The sequence below is a fragment of the Dictyobacter vulcani genome, from assembly GCF_008974265.1.
Lineage (GTDB): Bacteria > Chloroflexota > Ktedonobacteria > Ktedonobacterales > Ktedonobacteraceae > Dictyobacter > Dictyobacter vulcani.
This window is the reverse complement of record NZ_BKZW01000002.1, coordinates 1,190,859-1,210,514: the sequence shown is the minus strand read 5'-3', so window position 1 is coordinate 1,210,514 and position 19,656 is coordinate 1,190,859. Positions and strand designations below refer to the sequence as shown.

Here is a 19,656-nt window from a genome sequence, read left to right as displayed (position 1 = left end):
CAAAGAATACCAGAAACCAGAAAAAATATCTATTTCCGCCAGAATATATGGAGAAAAAACGCACAAAAAGGCCGCCTGTCATATATACGAAAAGTACTTTTCCTACCAATTTTAAGCTTTCTCTGGTACAATCATCATGGGTTCTCTATTTCTTTTTAGTAGAATTATATCCATCCATAAGGAATTATAAAATACGCTTTTATAATACCCTCAGAAAATATGCAGGAGTTATTTCATTTGAGTACGAACGAGCAGCTTTGTCCTCAATGTGGTACATCGGTTCAGCCGGGACAAAAGTTCTGTGGCCACTGTGGGACACCATCCGTTCAAGCAGCCTCACCACATATGGTTCAGCCTGCCAGACCGTCGGCAGCCTCAGCGTTTGTGCCACGGCCAGATGTGTCCACGTCCACCATGACGCAGGAAGAAGCCTGGCAACAAAGACCAGAAATGCGTCCTGCTGCAGATGGTATCCCGGTCACACCTCCACTACGAGGCGAAAGGCAAGCTGTCAGTAACCAGGTCTTTTATCCTGCCGGAGCCCGGCCCTATCAACCCATGGGTCCTGGCCAGAATATGGGCTCCCCCTATTCTCCCATGAATCCTGCCCAAAGCGGCGCACAAACGTATATGGCTCCGCAAAACTATGGCCAGCCAATCCCGGTTGGTTACCCTCCGCTTCAAAAAAAGAAGCATACCACCCTTTTTGTGGTGCTCGGCGTGAGCCTGGCCCTACTCGTCATACTCTGTGGCGCTCTGGCTATCATAAGCACTACACTGAATAAGCATCTGGAGCTGACCACACCATCCACTGCAAACAATCAGGCACAGTCCACACCTCTACCAACCCCGGCTGGCAAACCCGTCCTGGTGGATAATTTTGCGGATAATACGAATAAATGGGAACTGTTTCATTCCGACGGTTATGGAGCCGAGATCCAAAAACATCAATTGATCCTGTCTGAAATGAACGGTAAAACCTTTCTGGAACATGTCCCTGGCGCTGAACAGCTGGGTGACTTCCAGCTAGATATGACCTATACAAGCTTGCAAACAGATCATCCAAGCTACACTGGTATCATATTCCGCCGTCAGAATGTTCCCGGTGCAGACGGTCTGCGTAGCTATGAATTGAAGATTTCCGCTACAACCGGCCAATATATGATTAAGAAAGTGGTTGCGCCACCAGCAAACCATGCACCAGATGTGACAAGTGCGACCATTAGTCTGGCTTCTGGTCTGTTAGACACAAAAAGCGCCCCGGGTCAGCCAACCAGAGTAAGCTTGATCGTCAAAGGCAACACCATGACCTTGTATGTCAATGATGCTCAGGTAACAAGCTGCGATGATAACACCTCTACACCTCCCTATACCACAGGTGCGGTTAATCTGATGTTCCAGAATGGAGCCGACACCAGCACAGATGCTAAAGTGGCAATCTCACATATATCACTATACTCATCCTCGTCAGATTCATCGTCAGGTCCCTCAATCTAAAACCCAGGCGAGACCATGGCTTGTGCAGGTACGCGGCGAGCAAGTTCGGCCGTGTACCTGCCGCCACAGGGACACTGGGAACCTGCTCTTTTTCAATGTCCCCCTGTACTCAAGCGTCAGTCAAATCCTCAAAAAGCTTGTACTTTAGTATGGATGCATCTGTTAGCAGCTATGCCCATGCTTCTCCTCTTGCTATTTTCATGCGAATATGCCAATATACAGGCAATATCGCTTCAGGAGAATATTACATGCTACAAAACAGGTATCCCACACGCTGGCAACCAACCAGGTTGAACGCCAAACAACGCCTGCATGCGCTCCTCCGTGAAAATCCCGAGCTCGATCCACAGGAACTGGCTCGTCAGGTTGGCTGTACCCTTGCATGTGCACGCATCTGGAAAGGGACTTTTTTTGCCAAAACCTATGCATTAGACCTGGAGGAGACGCCTGCTCAGGCATCCAGGCAAGCGCTCGTTTCCACTGACTGAGGCCAGACATGAGACTTGCCCTGGTTCACTTCATCACATACAATGAGGAGATTAATAGAAGAATAACCAGGGAGAGAAAATGGATTATAATTGGACAAATTGTTCCAAAGTTATAAAAGCTGAAGTGAATACGCTTCTGACCGAATTTCCACGCCTGCTGGGCGATAATCTGCTCGGCATCTATCTGCATGGCTCATTGGCCGCCGGTGGCTTTAATCCTGAGCGCAGCAATATCAATCTACTGATTGTGACGGCCCATCAACTGGAGGATGATGTCAGACACAAGCTGGTCGAGTTGCTCCTGCGTATGTCACGTGTGCCAGCACCGCTTGATTGTATCTTTGCCATTAAACAGGACACGCAGGCACCATGGCCGATTGATCTTCACTATCATGAAAAAGTCCGCGAGGAGTATCAGCTGGCCCGGCGCAGCAACAACTGGCAGCTCCTGGATAGCTCCGCCAGTCTCAGCACTTCACAACAGGTTCTCATATTTCAAGCCCTGCATGACTATGGCATCTGCCTCTATGGGCAACCGATTGCCGAGGCCATTCCACAACCAACCGCCAGCACCTACCGGACCGCCTTGATACAGGAAATGCACGTTGCGCTGCAGAATAGCCTGCGCGACCCCATCGCCTTTGTCTTGAACGGCTGCCGCGCACTGGCCTATCTGCGCAGTGGTAGCCAACTCTCTAAACGCGACGCAGCCATCTGGGGACTCACCCAGCTCCCTGAAGAATATCGTGGCTTGATCCAGCAGGTCCAGGCCCTCTATCAGGGAGAACGCCTGGGACGCCCGGTTGGTCGCAGCACGCTCGATAGCTTTACCAGACTGCTCCAGGAGACCATCCAGGCAGCTTAATGGTCCAGGGAATATGGCAAGGTTTTGGCGATCGATGTTGTGGTCGTGGTCGCTCCACAGCTTTTTCGGATGAGCAGGCTGATGGGAAGTTTGATTTGCCGCTGAGTGGTGAAGCGCCGTGAGATCAGGTTGTGCAAGATATAGGCACTCTGCTGACCAACTTCGTTGACAGGTTGCACGATTGTTGTCAGGGGAACACGCAACATGCCACCAATCCGACTACTGCCACCGCTACATACCAGCGCCAGATCCTCAGGAATACGTATAGCAAGTTGCTCGGCGGCATACAATACCTGCACAGCCAGATAATCATTCATCGTTACCACGGCAGTCGGCCGCTCAGGCTGCTGCAGATAGGTTAGCAGGCGCTGTATGTCAGCCGGACAACATGGCTCGACCATGGCATATTGATTATACACAGATGGATAGGCGTGCTTCAATGTGGATATCATCAGCGCTTCATCTACAGGCAAGTGGTGGTCCCGCAAACATTGAAGATAGCCCTCGTAGCGCTCTCCACTGCTGGTCAACAAATAATCAATCATCACAAAGCCAATTCTTTGATGTCCCAGCTTGATTAAGTGTTGAGTTGCGGCATAGCCAGCGGTAAAATCGTCTGAGATCACATAACTGGACTCGATCTCAGGAACATAACGATCCTGCAGCACGAAGGGAATGCCCTGTTGCTGGATACTGCGCAGCAGGGCGATCCGCTCTTGATCCGGGGGCACTGACACATAGCGTCCATCACGTTTCTGCACATAATGATCACATGGATAAATAATCATACCAGCCACACCCTGGCGCAAAAATTGCTCGATCTGATAGCGTTCCAATCCTCCATCGTCCTCTGAATAAGCAAAACTCAGACCATAGCCAAAGGAGCGTGTCATGGATTCTACACCCAGGACGATACCATCCAGAAAATCTGTACCGAGATGGGGGATGACGATACCCACAAACGAGGTATGTCTGGGCATGTAAAATGCCGGGGCTGGCGACTCAGGTTCTTTTTTATCAATGTCAGGTTGGCTACTGACAGAGGTTGGAGTGTATGCTTCAGAGGCCTCAGCCACAAAGGTGCCCCTCGGTCGCTGGCGATACAGCACGCCTGCATGGACAAGCGACTCTAACGCCTTGGTGATGGTCCCATGACTGACGCCAAACTGCCTGGCCAGCTCTACTTCAGAGGATATTTTGGTATGCGCAACAAGCTTCCGTTGCACGATATCCTGCTGGATACTTTGAGCAATTCGGCGATACAAGGGTAGTAGTGGCTCTTGATCTTGCGCTGTACTCAAAGAGTTTTTCCTTGCCAATAATGAAAATCTAGCTCTTCCTTACTGCTATTGTTCAGAGTATATACTATAGTGTGTAGAAGAGTCAATATAGAGATATTACCGATCAGCTATGTGATTACCAGGGGTATGTGCTGATGAGGGGCAGGCTTTTAAGCTGGAGAAAGCATGCTTCATGCTATGATTAAGTAATGTATCAGAATTTGCTCCTTTTTATCCTTGACATATCGATATACACTAGTGTACTATCTCATCTATAAGCTAATGTATATCAATCGACAGCGATGTCTATTGAATGGAGCAGCCCGGATGCTGAAAAGATGCTATCTCTGCTTTGGTCTGATCTTACTTACACTTCTGCTCACGTCCTGCTCACAGAGTATGGATAGTCAGGCAGCGAGCCATCCAATTTCACCGACCGCGATGGCAGTAAGGCATAACCAGGCATCCATGACAGACTTTTCTCTGACGGGGGCGCTACAGCAACATTATCAGTTACAGTCGACGGCGACTATTTCTAAACTGCGCCATGGACATAAAGAGTTCACAATCAATATTGTGGATACAACACGCTCTTTAATCATTGTCTTCTATGGCTATAGCGGACCCGGAAGCTATACGCTCACCAATCGATCGAATGGGGGGATGTGAGAATTACTGCAGGCAACCAGTACTGGGATCTCTCACTGCTTGCGACCCTCTCCTGCTCGCTGATCATCCAATCGGACGAGCCAACCACCACTCCTGGTGTCGATCATATGCGTGGAAATTTTTCCTGTCCGTCACTCCCTGCCGGACATCTGAATAGATCGCGACAGCCTGTCGCTCTCACTGATGGTCAATTTGATATCTTGATCATCGTCGAAAGTTAAGTTGTCAACACGAAAGGAGCCGCCATCCTCACACACATAGCTATTCAGCACTGCTAGAATTTGCGGCGGTGCGTCTCCATGCATTTATTCGCGTACTTATCAGGAACATTGTCGTACTTGATCATTTATCCCGAAGCAAAGGAGTGCCTCGTGAAAAAACCAACGCGATCCACACGCTTATTTTCATTTATCGCCCTGCTCTTCTGCCTGGTACCTCTACTCCAGGCCTGCGGCGATACCTCCACGAATGGCAAAGGACCCGTGACCATCACGGTCGCCTATCAGCAATTTGGCCCCCCGCCCTACCACGAAGAAGAGTGGTGGAAGAGCGCCAAAACCAAGATCGAAGCTGCCAACCCCAATATTAAAGTTAAATTGATGCCGATTATTGCCGACGAAGGCAGCTATTATACTAAACTCGATCTGATGCTGCGCTCAAATAATCCACCTGATGTGGTGCGTGAGGACAGTTTCCTGGTTGGTTCGGACGTCACAGCCGGCTACCTGGCACCTATGGACTCCTATCTGGACAAATGGCCGGATTATAAGGCGCAGTGGTTTGATAGCATGCAGAAGATCACCACGTTTAATAGCAAAAACTATGGTGTCATGGATGGCACAGACGTGCGCGCGATCTGGTTCAACAAGGATATCTTCAAAAAAGCTGGCCTGCCCACCGATTGGCAACCTAAGTCCTGGGCCGAGATCTTGAGTGCCGCTCACACCATCAAGAACAAGGTGCCAGGCGTTATCCCGATGAACCTGTATTCTGGTGTCCCGATGGACGAGGCTTCGACGATGCAGGGCTTCGAGATGCTGCTCTACGGAACCAAAGACACCCTCTACAATTATCAGAATAGCAAATGGGTCTCTTCCAGCAAAGGCTTCAAGGATGCCTTGAATTTTGTCAAAGAGGTCTATAATCCATCCGCACTCCTTGGACCAACCAACGATATCGCGCTGAGCACGACCGCTGGTAATACAGTCTCTCAGCAGCTCATACCACAGGGTAAACTGGCCATTGATATCGATGGTTCATGGATGGGCGGCACCTGGGAGCCGAATGGCTCAACACCATGGCCACAGTGGAAGGACACCATGGGACTGGCAAAGATGCCAACCCAGAATGGTGAGGATCCCAAGTATGTCACCCTTTCCGGTGGTTGGGCCTACTCGATCGCTGCCCGCTCTCCCCACAAGGATCAGGCATTTGAGGTGATCAAAAACGCCTTCGCGAAAGATCTGCTAGGCAAATATGATATTCAGACCAACGGTATCGCTCCACGTAAAGATATCGTCAGCCTGCCTGAATACAGCGCGCTGCCGAATTTCCCATTCTTCACCCAGCTGGTGGACTTCACCCAGTTCCGGCCCGGTTTTCCAGCGTATCCAAAGATTTCTGTCCAGATTGACTCGGCGATGCAGCAGGTCATGAATGGCAAATCGGCGGATGATGCGATGTCGGCCTTCTCACAATCGGTGGAATCGATTGCCGGCTCGGACAAAACAGAGAAGCATCCGTGACGGTAATCCTGAATTCTTGAAGGGAGAAACGATGGGCCATGCTGATCATGGCTCATCGTTTCCCCATAGTTCAAAGCTTTAAGTTTCGCGCAGGAGAAGGTGCATGCAGGTGGATACCCAGACACGTACGCAGGCCGTGGAGCTATCGACGCGTACGGTGAAGAGAAAGCGCAATAAACAGTTGCGCATCAGTCTACTATTTATGGCGCCAGCATTTTTTGGTGATTGCAGTTTTTATGCTGGGTCCTGCCATCTGGTCGATCTATGTTTCGTTTACCAATATGGCATTAACCGGGGTGGGAGCTGACACTCCGCAGTTTGTTGGGTTTGACAATTTCGTTCACATCTTTCGCGATGGCGAGTTCCTGAATTCATTGCGTGTCTCGCTGACATATCTGGTGTTTTCAGCTTTGATCGGACAGGCAGGACTGGGCCTATTGCTGGCATTATTAATGCGGCGCCGCAATATAGTTTTTAAATCGATTCTGGGCGCGATTATTGTGGCGGCCTGGGTGATTCCTGATGTTGTGGCAGGCTTTGTCTGGAGCGCCTTCCTGGCCGGGGGTCCACAGAGTGTGCTGGATCCTGGACTGCTGAATACGATCTTTTCCACATTTGGTCTTCCCAGGCATGCCTGGCTGCAGGAAGCGCCGATGACCATGGTTGTAATCGCCAACATCTGGCGCGGTACGGCTTTTTCGATGTTGCTGTATGCCTCAGCACTGGAAAGTATTCCACAAGAACTACTGGAAGCTTCCTCGATTGATGGTGCAAATATCTGGGCCAGCTTACGCTATATTATCCTGCCACTGATCAGAGGAGCCATCGGGACTGATCTGCTCCTGATTACGCTGGCCACCCTTTCCGACTTTACTCTGGTGTATGTCTTAACGGCTGGGAGCAATGTCAACACAGAATTGATGACGATCTATCAATACCGTCAGGCCTTCCAGTTCTATCAGATTGGCTACGGTAGCGCCATTGCACTCCTGATCATCGCAGCAGGCGCAATCTTGTCCTTGATTTATACACGCATTTTGCGCGTCGATTTATAGTGACAGGTGAGGTTATAGTATGGTTCGTCGAGCGCTTATTTCTACACTGATGTATATCTTTCTGACTGTGCTGGGACTCTTCTTCCTGGTGCCGCTACTCTGGCCAGTCCTGGCAAGTATCAATCCTTCAGCCACACTGGCAGTGAAATGGCCGGATCATCCCAGCCTGGCTAACTATACGACCATCCTGACAAATGGGGTCGTCATTCCACCTTTTACTAATAGTGCAATTATGGCAATCAGCACCATGCTACTGGTCGTCATCCTATCGGGACTGGCCGCCTATCCACTCTCGCGCTTCCAGTTTCGCTTCAAGAATGCCTTGATGCTGGGCGTCTTGTTTGCCAGTGCCTTGCCGATCCTGGCCCTGGTCACCCCGCTCTATGCTATGTATGTCAGCCTTAATCTGGTTGATACCCTGCAGGGCGTCATCCTCTTTTTCGTCGCCAGTGGACTCCCCTTCAGCATCTGGCTCATGAAGAACTTTCTGGATTCAGTGCCCTACGAGCTTGAGGAAGCCGCCTGGATTGATGGTGCCTCAACCTTTACCGCGCTGATACGCGTCGTGCTCCCGATCTGTGCCCCTGGCATCTCCGTCGTCGCCGTCTGGAGCTTCCTCGGTGCCTGGACCAACTTCTTTGTACCCCTGATCCTCCTGCAAAGCCAGGAACTGGAGCCGGCCTCGGTCAACATCTATACCTTCTTTGGTAGTTACGGCCAGGTCAATTATGGACAACTGGCAGCCTACGCCATGCTCTATGCCCTACCCGCCGTAGCGCTCTATACCCTCGTCTCCCGCTTCTTCGTCAAAGGAATTAGTGGTGGCCTCAAAGGGTAATAAGTAGCAAAAAACTTTCTGTTGTCATGATGGATAATACGTCAATAGCGTATTATCCATCATGACAACAGAAAAGAAACATGGGCACTTTAGTGCCAGAGTGTGGTTGAAGCCTCTGATCCAGAGAGGTGTGAACTTCAGGTATACTCTTACAATTTATTACCGCTCAACTGCCCTAAATACTAGCCAGATCATGTTTTCTCTGCTATACTTATCTTTACAACACAAGCAATAGATATAATGCATGACTATATAGCAGTTATGCTGTGTGCTTCAGCAAAAACACAGTTCACCGCTCTCCTGTTCTCAGTGTAAAGACATTTTGTAGTATAGCTGTGGATAAATCCTCCTTAGTCACGTCACAGTACATTCATTATTGCCAATCAAGCAGCGTTGATTTCAGGAGGATGCTCAATGTCAGCAAGTTTTGTACCTGCAGGACAGCGTTCACTTAAAGCTGTCCTGGCTGCAATGCAGATGCCGCACATTCCTCGGGCCTCACGGCAGCTACCACCAAAACGCACAACTGGAGCTCAACCCGAGCGCACAACGAGATTACAGCCCGGGCGTACGAAAGGCAATCCCCCCCCGATAACAGAGACACATAAGGCACAGCAGCCTGGACAACTACGACGCAAAAGGCACTGGCTGGTCTCACTGGGACTCGGCATGGTAGTAATGCTGGTACTGGTGTTTTGCTGGCAGTTTCTAGCCCAACGCGCCTCCGGTCTGTATGAAGACTGGCAATATGGCCATCCACGCACGTTTCAGACGGACGCCTTTGTGGGCCATGAAAGTGTAGCGACCATCCCCAGCCATTTTATCGCCGTCAATCTCAATGGCACCATTCAAGTCATTGAACTGCCCGGCGGCGACCAGACAAAAGTCCAACGCTTCCAGGTCACACAACTATCAGGTGCAGATGCAGGCAACGTTCCCGTAACCATTGAATTCGTCGATCCGAACCATACCCATCATCCAGACATGCTGATACATATTCAAAACGCACAAATACTCCTGAAAAATGAAAAAGGTACCTTTCACGTTGTCAGCAATTAAGCCAATGAAATACACCCTGATAATTTGACTGGAGAATGCGGACTAAATGACTCATACAACTACAAAGAAATCTGGCTTAGATTAATATCAACAGCCAGATTTCTTATTCATGTGACTTCTCAGCAAGAAAATCGTACCAATAAATGGGAAAGATACATCAAATTCATTTAAATCAATCAATCGATCTGTAAAAAACAATATAAGTGCATAGCCTATTTATTTACAGAATCCTTATCGATTAGTTTTTATAATGAAAGATGGTTTATGCTTTTTCACAAAACGCATCTTTGTTATAATTCATATGGAAAGTCTATACTTTATGCAGAAACGTCTATTCTCGCGTTATGTGTTCCTGGCATTACTACTCACGCTACTAAGTAGCCTGATTGTGACAGGTTTCTATCTCAATCATCCACGAGCTGAGGTCCTGCCCGATTCATGGAGCTACCTGTATGTAGTCAACCTGATTAGCAACACAGGCCAACTTGTCAACTTCTGGCGTCTGCCATTTTATCCTCTCTTCATTAGCGCAATCTACGCAGTAATGGGACAGGGTAACATTGAGGCGGTCAGCATTGCTCAAGCGATTCTCTTTGTTGTTGCAACACTAGAAGTTTATGTAATAGCGGCTCTGGTATTTAAGCGCGCCTGGCTCGCGCTCATCATGGGTCTGCTCGTAGGTGCAAATCTCACGCTGCTCTCTTATGTTAAACCCTTGATGACTGAAGGGATCGGGCTCTGGTTACTGGTTTCCTTAACATTGACAACCGTGCTTTTCCTCAAAACCTTTCAACGCCGCCTGCTCTGGCTCAGCATGGGCTGGATGTTACTCCTCTTTATGACCCGACCTGAATGGCTCTATTTACCACCATTTATCCTGGCATATGTCCTCTAGATGTCACATTGGAAACAGTTACTACGCCGTTTTCTCCCCCATGCAATCGCTGGATTGATAATTCTTTATAGCATAGCTGGTGGATATATCTATATTAATGCTACCCAGAACAACTTTTCTGGTACAACCTGGATTACCAATATTAATATGCTAGGAAAAATCCTCCAATATAATATGCAGGATAATGTAGAGCCTACGGATCAACGTGCTGTAGCTATCAGCCACCAGATAGACAGTCATCTCAAGAAACATCTGCACGATCCTTACGTGATGATGGCGCGTGATCCCAAACTTTTTGACAATCATGCTGCCGAAATAGGGAAATATTCTCAGTCCATTATCATACATCACCCAAGACTTTCGCTCTTAAAACTTTCCCACTCTTCTTTCCATCGCTTACAGCATGTTATCAGGAATCACGCGTCAATAGCACAGGCCTATTTGGTGATCCGCTATATTACCTGCAGCAAACATCGATGCTTATTTATCCAGTGAATGTAATATTTCCATTCTGCGCTGCTTTATGGCTCTGTTTATTCTGCTTTAAAAAGAGGCGCAAAAAATCAATAGTACAACTCATGGTACTCCTGATCATAATCTGTATGTATGGCATCATACTTACTATAACTGGCGGCTACCGTACTTATGATTACATGCGCCTGTATATATTAATTGATCCACTTTTATTCATAGTCGTCTGGGGCACATTAATCCAGGCAGTGTTGCTTTTATTCAAGCGACAAAGCTGGCAAACGGCGAGAAAACTACGTATCAACATGTTCATGAGTAAAAATCAAGAACACACACACATTGCTTAACTGATCATAGATACTGAGGAGCAAAACAATGGTCCGTCAAATCTCATTCTTTTTTATATGCTGTTGCCTCCTGGTAGCCACATTAAGCGGCTGTAGTGATGAACTGGCCTCAGATCCTGGCCAACAGGGTCTTATTTTAGTTGCATGTCATCGGGAAGACGCGGTTGGCCTATTATTTATGCGCATGGAAAATCGCAATACCACCGACCTGCATAGCGCCAGTATGCAGATCTCATTCCCATCATTAAACGCTAGCAAGGCATCGGTTAGTATGCATGTAGCTATTCCAGCCATCCCTTCTATACAAGAGAGGCTCGTAACCATCAATGTTCCAACTGGCAAATCCAACCATTATGCGATGCCAGACGGCCCACTAACCGTTCAATTACAACTCCCCCAGGGATTCCAACAGCCAGAAACAACATACGCAACAACTTGTTACGACCCCCAATAAAGCTTTCAAAAGCTTTCAACAGAGAGATGGTCGGACCGGAAAGTAGCATTCAGTCCGGCTATCTCTCTGTTAATTAAAGAAGGAAAGCTCTGCTCAGAGGTATTAGCGGTATCTATTTCCGGCAGTATGTGCTATACTATTGTCACGAACTGACAATAAGTAAGTAAGCAAACAATAATAGACCTGGAGATTCCAACTCATGGCAATAGATCCACATACAGAGCAGCAGGAAACCGTGAAGAACTGGCCATTGCGCCGGGTGGGCCTGCGCGTCCAGAATATGCAGCGTAGCCTTGATTATTATCAGCGTTTAGGACTAACAGTCGTACGCGATGAGCGCGACGTGGATGGCAATGGCAGCGTTGGCCTTGGGGCTGGCACAAACGAACTACTACAACTACGTACCCTACCAGGTGGACGGCCACGGCCACGCCATACTGCTGGCCTGTTCCACTTCGCCCTGCTGGTTCCGGATGAGCCGAGTTGGGATCCTTTTTACAGTACGTGCTGGAACGCAACCATAACGTCCCGCTGGGAGGTGCCTCAGACCATCTGGTCAGCCAGGCACTCTATCTGACCGATCCAGAAGGCAACGGGATCGAAGTTTATGTGGATCGTCCACGCGAAGAGTGGCCAATCCGCGATGGTGTTGTCGCGATGGATACAGTGCCCCTCGATGCGCCTCAATTGCTGAAGCAGTCCCATGACTTTACCGGCTTCTCCAACGGCCTGCGTCTCGGTCATATGCATCTCAATGTTGGCGATCTTGACCGCACCTATGATTTTTATCAGCGCACCTTTGGCCTGCAACGCATGATTGGCATTGAACAACAGGCCTACTTCCTGTCCTGGGATGGCTACCATCACCATCTAGGCACCAACCTGTGGGCTGGCCGCAACGTCAAACCGGTCGAACCCGATATGTACGGCATCGATTTCTATGAAATCAGGCGACCAGGGATGGAACCCACCACCATCCAGGATCCCGATGGTATGACTGTGGTCGTTCTCCCTTAAGCAATTTCAAGAACCTTATCTTCTCACCCCGGGTCGTATATCATCCTTTGGCCGTGGTGAGAAGATTTTTCCAATCAACGCCCCAAGCGTGCCAATCAGCGTGCCAAGGCCAATCCAGATAACGATCAGGACAGCAGCAACCAGGAGAATAGTCGTGATGGGCAACTGGGAACCAATATTGATCTGGACAGATTGAAGTGAGATCAAGATACCATGTTGCGCCAATTGATCATGAATCTGCTGTAGTATCTGCGGGGAAACAGTGATCGGCGGATTGAATAACGAGAAGATATAGATATAGACGCTCAGAAAGAGACCAATAATAAAACCAGTCCAACCACCCGCTCCCGAGCCTGTATCGACACGTCCCGATCCAAGCGTCCCAAGCAGTCCAGCCAGAAAAGGGGTGCCAAAGATGGCAAAGAGGAAGGCCAGACCTGGAAGCATATTGGTGGCTGGAAAGTTATGAAAATCGGTCCAGAAGCCAATACCAAAGATGATAAGCCCGGCAATCATCGCCAGCGTGAGTCCGCTGATTAAAGCAATATTACTTCTGCGGTGTACGCGAGCAGATCGATAATACGATTGTTGCATAAAGGTCCCTTTCAGAAATGCTGTTATCCATTACGTGTGAGATGAAAGGAAACGAGAAGAGAAATATAGCTTGAGTATAACACATGTCTGTATTTCTTTGCACCGCTATAGTCCATTTATACACAATACACAGCAAAGAAGCGTCCCTGCATCAGGAACGCTTCACGGATTGGATAGCTACTAAGTATATTAGATTTCTGGTACCGCCAGGACCGCTCCAGTGTGGGCGGAGGTGACCATCGATGCGTAGCGACGTAGCCAGGAACTTTTGACGCGTCCTTTGACGTGCGTGACCTGACTCAAGCGCTCGGTGATCTGCTCGGGTGTCAGTTGCACATCCAGGCGCCGCTCCTGCAGATCCAGATGGATCATGTCACCATCTAGCAGGGCCGCAATTGGTCCATCAGCGGCGGCTTCAGGAGAAACGTGGCCAATACAGGCTCCACGCGTACCACCAGAGAAGCGGCCATCGGTGATCAGCGCGACTTTTTCTCCCAGGCCCATACCCATAATATTGGCGGTCGGCGCCAGCATCTCTTGCATACCCGGCCCCCCACGAGGACCCTCATAACGGATCACGACGACATCCCCTTCTTTGACCTGCCCATTAAGGATGCCGGCACAGGCTTCCTCTTGCGAGTTATAGATGCGCGCCGGGCCCGTGTGCTTGAGCATCGCAGGTGCGACGGCCGCTATTTTCACCACCGCACCTTCGGGGCCAGATTACCAAAGAGTATGGCCAGACCACCCTGCTCACTATAAGGATCATCAATAGCGTGAATCACTTCACGATCCTCAACCTCGGCTTCAGCAATATTTTCACCCAGAGTGCGCAGCGTCACGGTCGGTCGATCCAGATTGAGGATTCCTTCTTTGCGCGAAAGCTCTTTAAGGATAGCCCCGATGCCGCCAGCGCGATCAACATCCTCCATGTGCCACTTACCAGCCGGACTGACCTTACAGAGATGGGGTGTACGGGCCGCTACCTGATTGATGCGCTCCAGCGAATACTCAACACCGGCCTCACGGGCCAGCGCCAGCGTATGCAGGACGGTATTGGTTGAGCCGCCCATGGCCATATCCAGGGCAAACGCGTTGTCGATGGTCTCTTCATTCACGATCTGGCGAGGGGTGAGATTGGCCTGCACCAGCTCAAGAATCTGCCGACCAGCGGCACGCGCCAGCTCACGCCGCGCTTCAGAGGTAGCCAGCCGCGACCCGTTGCCTGGGAGCGCCAGACCCATCGCCTCCATCAAACAGTTCATCGAGTTCGCCGTAAACATACCCGAACACGAACCGCAGGAAGGACAGCTCTGCTGTTCCAGTTCCAGCAACTGCTCATCATTAATTGTGCCAGCCTGGTACGCGCCTACACCCTCGAAAATACTGATCAGATCAACGCTACGACCATCCGCCAGTTTACCAGCCGCCATGGGACCACCACTCACAAAAATAGTCGGCACATCCAGACGCATCGCCGCCATCAGCATCCCCGGCACAATCTTATCGCAGTTAGGAATACACACCATTCCATCAAAGCGGTGCGCCTCAATCACCGTCTCAACACAGTCAGCAATCAATTCACGGCTGGGCAGAGAATACTTCATACCGATATGGCCCATAGCAATGCCATCATCGACACCAATGGTATTAAACTCAAACGGCACGCCGCCCGCGGCTCGAATAGCATCCTTCACCAGCTTGCCAAAAGCCTGCAAATGCACATGACCAGGCACAATATCAATGTAAGAATTGCAGACCGCGATAAATGGCTTTTTAAAATCATTCTCACCTACGACACCGGTTGCACGCAGCAAACCACGGTGAGGAGCGCGCTCGAAGCCGAGCTTAATCTGATCTGAACGCATGGCGCCTCCTTACAGCAGGCAGGGATTCATTCCCACCTGACAGTTGAATTGAATGCTCTGAAGAAGCAAACCTGAACGTGTCATAACTCCCCTATGGGCGTCTTTTCTTAAGCAAAAATACTCGCATCCTCGCTGATGGAATTCGCTATGCTTCTTTTCATTTTACTACACGGTCCTCAAAAAGATCCCAATAGGACTCAAGTATAACACAGTTGCCACGCTCCACCTGTCTGAATCTGGTCACAAAGCCTTATCAGGAGTTAAAACCTGTTATTTAAACTATAGGGAGGTGGACATTTTGACACATCTTTTGGGATACGTTGCGGAACCGACACTGCTCGTGTTCAAATACACACCATTCAATGACAGGAAGTTTGTTGTCTTTGTCTGGCTGTCTGTACAGCATCCTGGATCTCCACATCATTCCAGGGGACCTGTTCTTGTACCCAGAGTGTGTGTTCAAGCAGCTTGCCTTCTGCTTGCTGCAATTGCGCCAGTAGATATACTCGATACTGTATAAGAAAATGACGCTCAAATTGCAGCATACGTTCACAGATAGAGTGCAAGCGTGCACGCGCTCCAGGATCATCAGGTAGTAAATACTGCCACTCGCCACGACAATACACATAGATCTCTTCTAATAGTGCAGACCATTCATCCCCAATATACTGGCGATACAAACGATGGCAATCCCGCTTACGAGCCACATACTGGCCCGCCTGGAGTGCCAGCAAACCAGTAGCTGCCCAGCCAGTTGTGCGGATAATATTGCGTGTACAGGGCACTTCAGTCCCATCAGATAGTGTAATTGCGCGCCTGGTATAGCCAAAAAATGCATCTGTTGGATCCGGAAAATCCAGTGGCAGTTGAAATGGTAGCGGTCGCTGATAGACATTTAGGCAGAGCCAGTACGCGGCATGCATGCGATCAGAGGTCCACTCTGCCAGGGACAGCAGCGGATAGCGCTGGCAGACATCCTCACCATAGATCAAGCGACTGGCCAACTTCAGATACGGCAATACACCTGCGCGTAAGCTCTCCTCGGCGATAATCGTTAGATCAAAGTCAATGTTTGCAGGCAGCGAGAGCCGTTGCCAGAGAAGCTCAGCCTGTTCGCACACAGACGGCGACGCATATTGATCCTTAAAAATGACCACGATATCCACATCGCTGGTCTGGACCGCCGTCTCATCAGCATAACTTCCTTCCACATAATAGCCGCTATCTGAGCGGGAAAAATAGTTTCATAAAGTTCAACAAAGTTCTGTAAAGCCGATTGCACATCTTTATCACTGAAACAACAAATAAGATCAATTTTCATACTATATCACGATAACCTTCCATAAATAATATCCATCATTATGCCTTTTATACCCTCAAAAACAGGTACCTGTCAAACTATAGTCATATCCATCTGCCTATCAGGTTTGTCACAACCAGCAGAGAGGCATATAATGAACAGGTAAAGCGGACAGGGTTGGACAGGGACGTTATTTTTCATGCTAGTAGAAGTAAGGATTGTACATGATTATTTTAGAGACGGAGCAGTTGCTTTTCCGGCCGTTAACGCTGGACGATCTAGACGCTATGACTGCCCTCTATACCGATCCAGAAGTTACGCGTTTCCTGGGTGGTCCCCGCAGTCGGGACGAAGTCAGGCGCGTCTTGAACGGCTACATCCGGGAATACCAGATTTATGGGCACTCATTTTTTGCCACGATCCGCAAAAGCGATCAAAGCTTTGTCGGACATTGCGGGCTCCTGAAACAAGAAGTCCAGGGACAAGAAGAGATCGAACTGGCATATGTACTGGCCCGGCCTTACTGGCAGAATAATCTGGCCCTGGAAGGTACCGAAGCCCTGAAGGAATATGGCTTGAAGCAACTTGGCTTCACGCGCCTGGTCTCTTTGATTCCGCCTGAGAACGCTGTCTCGATCCACATCGCTGAGAAGATTGGTATGCAGTATGAACGCGATGTTGATCAATGGGGTCAACATTTTCGCCTCTACGCTATCAACAAACCCAATCCCGCCGACGCATAACGCCCAAACGCGCCGATCCATGGATCGGCGCCAGCACCCGTCCCGGCAGCCCTTGTGGCTAATACTTTTCACTTAGCGAGACGTTGAGAGATGGTTGGACGTGACCAGCAAGCAAGGTGTACGTGAGAGGGCGCCACACGCGGAGGCCGCACTGCTGCGTTTGCGCAGGCCAGCGTGCAAGAACGACTCGCAGTGCTGTGGCGCCTACAGGGATCGTGGGTGCCGTCGCCTGCTCGCGCAGCAACGTGGTGGAGATCGCGTGGATCCTACCCGTACCGGTGCGAAGGATCACGAAACAGGATCCGTCTCGGTGTAGGCGCCACAGGCATGCGATGCTCGTTGAGCCCTCGCTCCACCATCACGCCGCATGCCGGCCTTCTACGTTATACTTTTGGCATGAGTACTGAATGCTTCACTTGGACAGCAGAAAGGATGATGCGATAGAGTGAAGCAACGGGACTCCACCTGGAAAATACCCTGCCGGCCCGCGGCTCTTCTTCGCGAAGAGACTGCCAACGCGAGACCTGTATTTCCAGGTGCTTTCCAAGGTCGTAATCACACGAGAGCGTTGCGCTTCGAGCGCCAGTAGAAGGCTCGATCCGCCTTGGAGCGTTCCCTTTCATTTCAAAGGAGCATTGCTATGTGGTTTACTGGTATCGATTGGGCTGACACCCATCATGATGTGGTCGTCCTCGACCATGAAGGAGCGCTGTGCCTGCGCCTACGGATTGACCATACTGCCGCAGGAGTTGCCTCCTTGATTACGCGCTTACGCGCACTTACTGGCCCCGATCATCAAGATGAGATGATCTGTGTGCTGGAAACCAAGACCAATTTACTCGTGACCGCTTTGCTGAAGGCCAATTTTGTCCCGTATCCTATCAATCCTAAAACGGTTGATCGCTGGCGTCCCGTCTCCGGCGCCAAATCCGACCTGCTTGATGCCTACACCCTGGCCAAAATCGCCCGCAGTGATTGGCGTGATTTGAGGCCCCTGCATCTGCCAGAGCAGGGGTTGCAGGAACTGCAACTGTTGGTGCGTGATCAGCAGGGATTGATTGGAGCGCAGACGCGTCTGGCGAATCAACTCCGCGCGTGCTTGAAAGCGTACTACCCGGTGGTCCTCGACGCCTTTGACAAAGGGACCACGTTGCAGAAAAGTTTGCTCGCTTTCATCGTCGCCTATCCGACTCCTGAGCAGGCACATCAGGCAAGCGTAGAGGAGCTGACCCAGATCTTCAAACAGGCACGCCATCCTCATCCCCTACCGTGTGCGCAACGGGTCTGGCCACTGCTTCAACAACCGCACCTGGAGGCGAGCGCGGCGGTGGTGCATGCCAAATCCCGACTGGCGCAAACGCTGGTCGCCCAACTGCACACCCTCATGGCGCAGATCCATGACTATGATCTGGCCATTGAGGAGCTCTATCAGCAGCAAGATGAATATGAGGTCTTCGCGAGCCTCCCCAATTCTGGCAAGCGATTGGGCCCGCGGTTGCTGGCGGAGTTGGCGGTCATTGACCCTCATGAAGCCACTGTCGCCGTCGCGCAACAACTCGCAGGCACCGCTCCAGTCACCAAACAAAGCGGCAACAGTCGCTATGTAGTGCAACGCCAAGCGTGTAGCAAAACGCTTCGCGCTACAGTGTATCTGTTGGCGGCAGAGAGTTGCAAGAACATCAGTTGGGCGCGAGCGTATCATGACCAGAAAAAGAAGCAAGGCAAAAAGAGTGCGACCATTTTTCGGGGGCTGGCCAATACATGGCTTCGGATTATCTGGGCGATGCGGCGCAAGAAAGAGACCTATCAGGAGGACACGTTTGTACAAGCCCAGGCTCGCCATGCGCCAGCGGCCGCCTGAGCGGTGCGTGCTGCCGTGATCTGCACGGCATGCCGTGCAGATCACGGCAGCACGCGACAGCGGAGCACCTAGAGATCCGCGATTGGAACCGATACAGCAACTCTTTGCTTCAATGGGAGGCCTCTGGCGCCCGTGGAGTCAAGGGGGAAGAGCAGCGGGCTTGAGACCACGGCGAGTCAAAAGCGAAACGAGCCTCACCCATTGAACGACCGTACCCTGTCTCATCATCTGGGTGTGCTGGTTGCACACCCAGCATCAGGGCACTGGGTCAGTCTGTGCTCAAAAAGCCTTCGGGATATGAGCTGAAAAGGTCTTTTTTGGCCCCCCTTGACAGAGAGCGTCTCGCGTGTGGCGCCCTCTCCACGTACTATTTTTATGGCCACAAAAGCGCTTCAACGAAAAATATTGGCGACCGGGGGCTGCCGGTACAACAGGTCTCCCCATCTCAACCAGAATGCGCTTAACCGAAAAGTATTAGCCCTTGTGGCAGCTAAACCTTCCTCCACGAGCGCAGCCATCACAATCCCTTCTCTCAGCACCTTCCTCAACCACAACCTCTGTCCATCTCTCCCACAACTCTGTGTCAACGTTCTTCCTTATCCAACAAAAC

At 50.2% G+C, this 19,656-nt stretch carries 19 protein-coding genes and 2 pseudogenes; 17 read left to right on the top strand and 4 right to left on the bottom strand.

The features are described 5' to 3' along the window. Positions 1-237: 237 nt before the first annotated feature. The 3 genes from KDW_RS22545 (at position 238) to KDW_RS22535 (ending at position 2,850) form a co-directional block, all read left to right on the top strand. Positions 238-1,497, top strand: a complete 1,260-nt coding sequence (locus tag KDW_RS22545; protein ID WP_162005518.1) for a zinc ribbon domain-containing protein — start codon at positions 238-240, stop codon at positions 1,495-1,497. Between the two features lie 248 nt (positions 1,498-1,745). Beyond that, on the top strand, positions 1,746-1,985 hold the full coding sequence (locus tag KDW_RS22540; protein ID WP_151758187.1) for a hypothetical protein: 240 nt from the start codon (positions 1,746-1,748) through the stop codon (positions 1,983-1,985). Positions 1,986-2,064: 79 nt separating this feature from the next. After that, entirely contained in the window at positions 2,065-2,850 is a 786-nt protein-coding gene (locus KDW_RS22535) for an aminoglycoside adenylyltransferase domain-containing protein (protein WP_151758186.1), read from the top strand. Here the strand turns inward: KDW_RS22535 and KDW_RS22530 are convergent. Beyond that, positions 2,847-4,151, bottom strand: a complete 1,305-nt coding sequence (locus tag KDW_RS22530; RefSeq protein WP_162005517.1) for a GntR family transcriptional regulator — start codon at positions 4,149-4,151, stop codon at positions 2,847-2,849. The two genes, KDW_RS22535 and KDW_RS22530, sit on opposite strands and share 4 nt — an antisense overlap. Positions 4,152-4,457: 306 nt before the next feature. On the opposite strand from KDW_RS22530, the gene KDW_RS22525 reads away from it, so the two are divergent. The 11 genes from KDW_RS22525 to KDW_RS22475 all read left to right on the top strand — a co-directional run bounded on the left by KDW_RS22525 (position 4,458) and on the right by KDW_RS22475 (position 12,680). Continuing rightward, positions 4,458-4,799, top strand: coding sequence for a hypothetical protein (locus KDW_RS22525; protein ID WP_151758184.1), 342 nt, complete (start codon positions 4,458-4,460; stop codon positions 4,797-4,799). Further along, positions 4,796-5,020 carry a hypothetical protein gene (locus KDW_RS22520; protein WP_151758183.1) on the top strand — a complete coding sequence of 75 codons (225 nt, stop codon included), beginning with the start codon at positions 4,796-4,798 and terminating at the stop codon, positions 5,018-5,020. Before KDW_RS22525 ends, KDW_RS22520 begins: the two co-directional genes overlap by 4 nt. Before the next feature lie 150 nt (positions 5,021-5,170). Continuing rightward, complete coding sequence (locus KDW_RS22515; protein WP_162005516.1) at positions 5,171-6,544, top strand: extracellular solute-binding protein; 1,374 nt, start codon at positions 5,171-5,173, stop codon at positions 6,542-6,544. A gap of 221 nt (positions 6,545-6,765) precedes the next feature. Continuing rightward, entirely contained in the window at positions 6,766-7,599 is an 834-nt protein-coding gene (locus KDW_RS22510; protein ID WP_151758181.1) for a carbohydrate ABC transporter permease, read from the top strand. A gap of 19 nt (positions 7,600-7,618) precedes the next feature. Beyond that, positions 7,619-8,437 carry a carbohydrate ABC transporter permease gene (locus KDW_RS22505; RefSeq protein ID WP_151758180.1) on the top strand — a complete coding sequence of 273 codons (819 nt, stop codon included), beginning with the start codon at positions 7,619-7,621 and terminating at the stop codon, positions 8,435-8,437. 414 nt (positions 8,438-8,851) lie between these two features. Continuing rightward, positions 8,852-9,496 carry a hypothetical protein gene (locus KDW_RS22500; RefSeq protein WP_151758179.1) on the top strand — a complete coding sequence of 215 codons (645 nt, stop codon included), beginning with the start codon at positions 8,852-8,854 and terminating at the stop codon, positions 9,494-9,496. 319 nt (positions 9,497-9,815) lie between these two features. Continuing rightward, complete coding sequence (locus KDW_RS22495; protein WP_151758178.1) at positions 9,816-10,391, top strand: hypothetical protein; 576 nt, start codon at positions 9,816-9,818, stop codon at positions 10,389-10,391. Next, positions 10,392-10,886 carry a hypothetical protein gene (locus KDW_RS22490; RefSeq protein ID WP_151758177.1) on the top strand — a complete coding sequence of 165 codons (495 nt, stop codon included), beginning with the start codon at positions 10,392-10,394 and terminating at the stop codon, positions 10,884-10,886. Between the two features lie 351 nt (positions 10,887-11,237). Beyond that, on the top strand, positions 11,238-11,663 hold the full coding sequence (locus tag KDW_RS22485) for a hypothetical protein (RefSeq protein ID WP_151758176.1): 426 nt from the start codon (positions 11,238-11,240) through the stop codon (positions 11,661-11,663). A gap of 199 nt (positions 11,664-11,862) precedes the next feature. Then, positions 11,863-12,240, top strand: a complete 378-nt coding sequence (locus KDW_RS22480; protein ID WP_151758175.1) for a VOC family protein — start codon at positions 11,863-11,865, stop codon at positions 12,238-12,240. Next, entirely contained in the window at positions 12,168-12,680 is a 513-nt protein-coding gene (locus tag KDW_RS22475; protein WP_151758174.1) for a VOC family protein, read from the top strand. The genes KDW_RS22480 and KDW_RS22475 overlap by 73 nt, the downstream gene beginning before the upstream one ends. A gap of 15 nt (positions 12,681-12,695) precedes the next feature. Here KDW_RS22475 and KDW_RS22470 read toward each other — a convergent pair whose 3' ends face one another. The 3 genes and pseudogenes from KDW_RS22470 to KDW_RS22460 form a co-directional block, all read right to left on the bottom strand. Continuing rightward, positions 12,696-13,274, bottom strand: a complete 579-nt coding sequence (locus KDW_RS22470; RefSeq protein WP_151758173.1) for a hypothetical protein — start codon at positions 13,272-13,274, stop codon at positions 12,696-12,698. A 189-nt stretch (positions 13,275-13,463) separates the two neighbouring features. Continuing rightward, positions 13,464-15,142 (bottom strand): annotated as a pseudogene (ilvD, locus tag KDW_RS22465) (dihydroxy-acid dehydratase). Positions 15,143-15,501: 359 nt separating this feature from the next. Further along, positions 15,502-16,356 (bottom strand): annotated as a pseudogene (locus tag KDW_RS22460) (nucleotidyltransferase domain-containing protein); the annotation flags it as partial. Between the two features lie 310 nt (positions 16,357-16,666). On the opposite strand from KDW_RS22460, the gene KDW_RS22455 reads away from it, so the two are divergent. The 3 genes from KDW_RS22455 (at position 16,667) to KDW_RS22445 (ending at position 19,046) form a co-directional block, all read left to right on the top strand. Then, positions 16,667-17,185, top strand: coding sequence for a GNAT family N-acetyltransferase (locus KDW_RS22455; protein ID WP_151758171.1), 519 nt, complete (start codon positions 16,667-16,669; stop codon positions 17,183-17,185). Positions 17,186-17,285: 100 nt separating this feature from the next. Continuing rightward, complete coding sequence (locus tag KDW_RS31945; RefSeq protein WP_162005514.1) at positions 17,286-17,501, top strand: hypothetical protein; 216 nt, start codon at positions 17,286-17,288, stop codon at positions 17,499-17,501. Between the two features lie 324 nt (positions 17,502-17,825). Continuing rightward, positions 17,826-19,046 carry an IS110 family RNA-guided transposase gene (locus tag KDW_RS22445; RefSeq protein WP_151758169.1) on the top strand — a complete coding sequence of 407 codons (1,221 nt, stop codon included), beginning with the start codon at positions 17,826-17,828 and terminating at the stop codon, positions 19,044-19,046. Positions 19,047-19,656: the final 610 nt, after the last annotated feature.